Here is a 4,372-nt window from a genome sequence, read left to right on the forward strand (position 1 = left end):
TGAGACGATTCGTCGGGCGCGGAGCGCCCTTTCCAGCGTTTCAACCTGCTGCGGCTTGCCCTGCGACAAAATGCCGGGCCGGTTCGCCTTGTCCGGAAGCCCGTCCGGGAGTATGTAGTAAAACTACAGAGCGGGCGCAACAGACGGCATCGGTCAGGAGATCGGCCCCCCGGCGCCCGGACTGAAAATATGACGTGTGTCAAGGAATCCGGCGCCCAGCGCGCCTAAGCTTTCAATCGTCCCGCGCGGTTCGCGGGCACCACGAGACCGCCGACACGGCATTCGACCCGCGCCGACGGCTATATCTCTGAGGAGTCATCATGGACACCCTGCTGATGGACGGACTTGCCCAGACTACGGAGCAGCAGTCCGCCGCCGACCCCTGGCGCGGCTTCGCCCCGGGCGTCTGGCGCCGCTCGGTCGACGTCCGCGATTTCATCCAGCGCAACCTGCGTGCTTATGAAGGCGACGCGGGCTTCGTCGCCGGTCCCACCGCCCGTACCACCGCGCTGTTCGCCAAGGTCACCGACCTGCTGAAGCAGGAACGCGCCGCCAAGGGCGGCGTGCTGGATGCCGATACCGAAATCTTCGCCTCGATCACCTCGCACGACGCCGGTTACATCGACCGCGAGCTGGAGGTGATCGTCGGCCTGCAGACCGACAAGCCGCTGAAGCGCGCGATCATGCCGTTCGGCGGCTGGCGCATGGTCAAGACCGGTCTGGAAGCCTATGGCTTCAAGCCGTCGCCGAAGCTGGAGGAGGTGTTCCCGGCCCTGCGCAAGACGCACAATGACGGCGTGTTCGATGTCTACACGCCCGAGATGCTGCGCTGCCGCAAGTCCGGCGTCATCACCGGCCTGCCCGATGCCTACGGCCGCGGCCGCATCATCGGCGACTATCGCCGGCTGGCGCTGTACGGCGCCGATTTCCTGATCAAGGACAAGAAGGCCCAGCTCGCCTCGCTGGAGGTCAGCCGGATCGACGAGGATGTCCTGCGCCTGCGCGAGGAAATCTCCGAACAGATCAAGGCGCTGAAGGAGCTGGTCCAGATGGCCGCCTCCTACGGCTTCGACGTGAAGCGCCCGGCCGCCACCGGCCGCGAAGCGGTGCAGTGGACCTATCTGGCCTATCTGGCGGCGGTCAAGGAAGCCAACGGCGCCGCCATGTCGTTGGGCCGCGTGTCCAGCTTCCTCGACATCTACATCGACCGCGACCTGCGCGACGGCGTCATCACCGAGGCCGAAGCCCAGGAGATGATCGACCACTTCGTCATGAAGCTGCGTCTGATCCGCTTCCTGCGCACGCCGGAATACGACCAGCTGTTCTCCGGCGACCCGACCTGGGTGACGGAATGCCTGGGCGGCATGGGGCTGGACGGCCGGACGCTGGTCAGCAAGACCAACTTCCGCATGCTGCAGACCCTGCACAACCTCGGCCCGGCGCCGGAACCGAACCTGACGGTGCTGTGGTCGGAGAAGCTGCCGGAAGGCTTCAAGCGCTTCTGCGCCGACACCTCGATCAAGACCTGCTCGGTCCAGTACGAGAGCGACGACCTGATGCGCGGCTATTGGGGCGACGATTACGGCATCGCCTGCTGCGTCTCGGCCATGCGCATCGGCAAGCAGATGCAGTTCTTCGGCGCCCGCGCCAACCTGGCCAAGACGCTGATGTACGCCATCAACGGCGGCAAGGACGAAGTGTCCGGCGAGCAGGTCGGCCCGGCCTTCGCCCCGATCACCGGCGACGTGCTGGACTATGACGAGGTCATGGCCCGCTTCGAGCCGATGATGGAGTGGCTGGCCAAGGTCTACATGAACGCGCTGAACGCCATCCACTACATGCACGACAAGTACATGTACGAGCGGCTGGAGATGGCGCTGCACGACCGCGACATCCTGCGCACCATGGCCTGCGGCATCGCCGGCCTGAGCGTGGTGGCGGACAGCCTGTCGGCGATCAAGTACGCCAAGGTGAAGGTCATCCGCGACGCCAAGGGCCTCGCCACCGATTTCGAGATCGAGGGCGACTATCCGGCCTTCGGCAACAACGACGCCAGGGTCGACGACATCGCGGTGTGGGCGGTCGAGCGTTTCATGACGGCCCTGCGCAAGCAGAAGCCCTACCGGAACGCCATGCCGACCCAGTCGGTGCTGACCATCACCTCCAACGTGGTCTATGGCAAGAAGACCGGCAACACGCCGGACGGCCGCAAGGCCGGCCAGCCCTTCGCGCCGGGCGCCAACCCGATGCACGGGCGGGACAAGAAGGGCGCCATCGCGTCGATGGCCAGCGTGGCGAAGCTGCCCTACGCCCATGCGCAGGACGGCATCAGCTACACCTTCACCATCGTCCCCGGCGCGCTTGGCCGGACCGAGGATGAGCGGGTCAGCAATCTGGTGGGTATGCTGGACGGCTATGCCGCCCAGGGCGGCCACCACATCAACGTCAACGTCTTCGACCGTGAGACGCTGCTGCACGCCATGGACCATCCGGAGCTGTATCCGCAGCTGACCATCCGGGTGTCCGGCTACGCGGTGAACTTCATCAAGCTGACGCGCGAGCAGCAGCTCGACGTCATCAGCCGCACGTTCCACGACAAGCACTGAGGGGTGTGCGGGAAGTCGACACAGTAACGTCGACAACCCGCCTGAAAGCCCTCTCCCCCCTGGGGAGAGGGTTGGTGAGGGGGAGCACGGGCGGAACGCCCGTGCCAGGGGATTGCCAAGGGGCAGTATGCCCCTTGGCGGCACGCGGATCGCGTGCCGGCCCCCTCACCCTCCCCACGCCTTCGGCGCGGGTCCCCTCCCTCTCCCCGGGGGAGAGAGGGCGAGACGGCCCGGCCTTTTAAAATGAGCAAGCTCCGATGACACAATCTCCCCCCCTCCCCCAAGCCCGCCCCGGCTCCGTCTCCGGCTGGATCCATTCGGTCGAAACCGGCGGCACCGTCGATGGGCCGGGGGTCCGCTATGTGCTGTTCATGTCGGGCTGTCCGCTGCGCTGCCTGTACTGCCATAACCCCGACACCCAGCACATGCATGACGGGACGCGGACAACCTCGACCGAAATTCTTGAAGACATCGCGCTGTATGCGGAATTCCTCAAGCGTGCCCATGGCGGCCTGACGCTGAGCGGCGGCGAGCCGCTGGTGCAGCCGGAATTCACCGCCGCCATCCTGCGCGGCGCGAAGGCACTGGGCATGCACACCGCGCTGGATACCTCCGGCTTCCTCGGCAACCATGCCGACGACCTTCTGCTGGAGGACGTCGATCTCGTCCTTCTCGACATCAAGGCATTTTCCGAAAAGACCTATCGCCATTTGACCGGCGTTCCGCTGCGCCCGACGCTGGAGTTCGCGGAGCGGCTGGCCGGGATGAACAAGCGCATCTGGCTGCGCTATGTGCTGGTTCCCAACCTGACCGACGACGCGGCCGAGATCGAGGGGCTGGCGGAGTTCGTCGCCGGACTCGGCGTGGTCGACCGGGTCGACGTGCTGCCCTTCCACAAGATGGGCGAGCACAAGTGGAAGGCATTGGGGCGCAAATACATGCTGACCGACACCGAACCGCCTTCACGCGCACTGGTGGAGCGGGTGCGCGGACAGTTCCAGGCACGGGGACTGCGGGCGGACTGAGCCACTCCGCCAAAACGTCATCGACACGTCACCAAGGCTACACGACACCGTCACGCGCCCGCGCCTAATACCCCTTTGGAATTCGCTTGGGTTTCAATTGGGGGGTTCTACACAATGCAAGGGATACACCGTGCGGGACGGTTAAGGACGGCGTTGCTGTCCGCCACCGGCCTCGCCACTTTCATCCTGTCCACCTGCGGAGCTGCGATGGGGGTCGCCTCCGCCCAGGCCGTGGACAGCGTTACCGTCGGTGGCTCCAGCTTTGCCAACCAGGGTCTGGTCGGCGTCGGCCGGATCAGTTCTTCCACCCGCGACAAGTATGGCGAGACCTTCGGCTCGATGTCGGGGCTGACCTTCGACGCCAGATCCTGGCGGCGCAGCGGCGACAGCTACAGCGGCATCATGTATGCCCTGCCCGACCGTGGCTACAACGTGGCCGGCACCACCGACTACCGGCCGCGCTTCAACACGCTGGCCCTGTCGCTGACTCCTTATTACGGCAGCACGGCCCTGGCCGCCGGCAGCGGACAGCAGTCGCAGATCGGGCTGAGCCTGCTCGACACCACCCTGCTGACGGAAGCCAACGGCGCCGTCACCACCGGCCTCGATCCGCAGCCCCGCACCGGCCTGCGCGCCGCAACCGGCGGCTTCCCGGTCCTGCCGCAGGCCTACAACGGCAAGATCAGCCTCGACACCGAGGGCATCGCCCGGCTGTCCGACGGCAGCTTCTACATCAGCGAC

The 4,372-nt window shown here is 65.9% G+C and carries 2 protein-coding genes and 1 pseudogene; all 3 read left to right on the forward strand.

The window, feature by feature from the left end:
• The first annotated feature begins 335 nt into the window (after nt 1-335).
• The gene (gene pflB / locus I71_RS17220) at nt 336-2,606 is read left to right on the forward strand and encodes a formate C-acetyltransferase (RefSeq protein WP_199902202.1); all 2,271 of its coding nucleotides are present in this window, start codon (nt 336-338) and stop codon (nt 2,604-2,606) included.
• Between the two features lie 257 nt (nt 2,607-2,863).
• Nucleotides 2,864-3,631, forward strand: a complete 768-nt coding sequence (pflA, locus tag I71_RS17225; protein WP_042696070.1) for a pyruvate formate-lyase-activating protein — start codon at nt 2,864-2,866, stop codon at nt 3,629-3,631.
• Nucleotides 3,632-3,784: 153 nt separating this feature from the next.
• Nucleotides 3,785-4,372: pseudogene (locus I71_RS17230) on the forward strand (esterase-like activity of phytase family protein); the annotation flags it as partial.

It is taken from the genome of Azospirillum sp. B506, assembly GCF_000333595.1.
GTDB lineage: Bacteria > Pseudomonadota > Alphaproteobacteria > Azospirillales > Azospirillaceae > Azospirillum.

Excerpts from the sequence above, each read along its gene's own strand:
- pflB (WP_199902202.1), top strand. The coding sequence starts at position 336 with ATGGACGGACTTGCCCAGACTACGGAGCAGCAGTCCGCCGCCGACCCC.
- pflA (WP_042696070.1), top strand. The coding sequence starts at position 2,864 with ATGACACAATCTCCCCCCCTCCCCCAAGCCCGCCCCGGCTCCGTCTCC.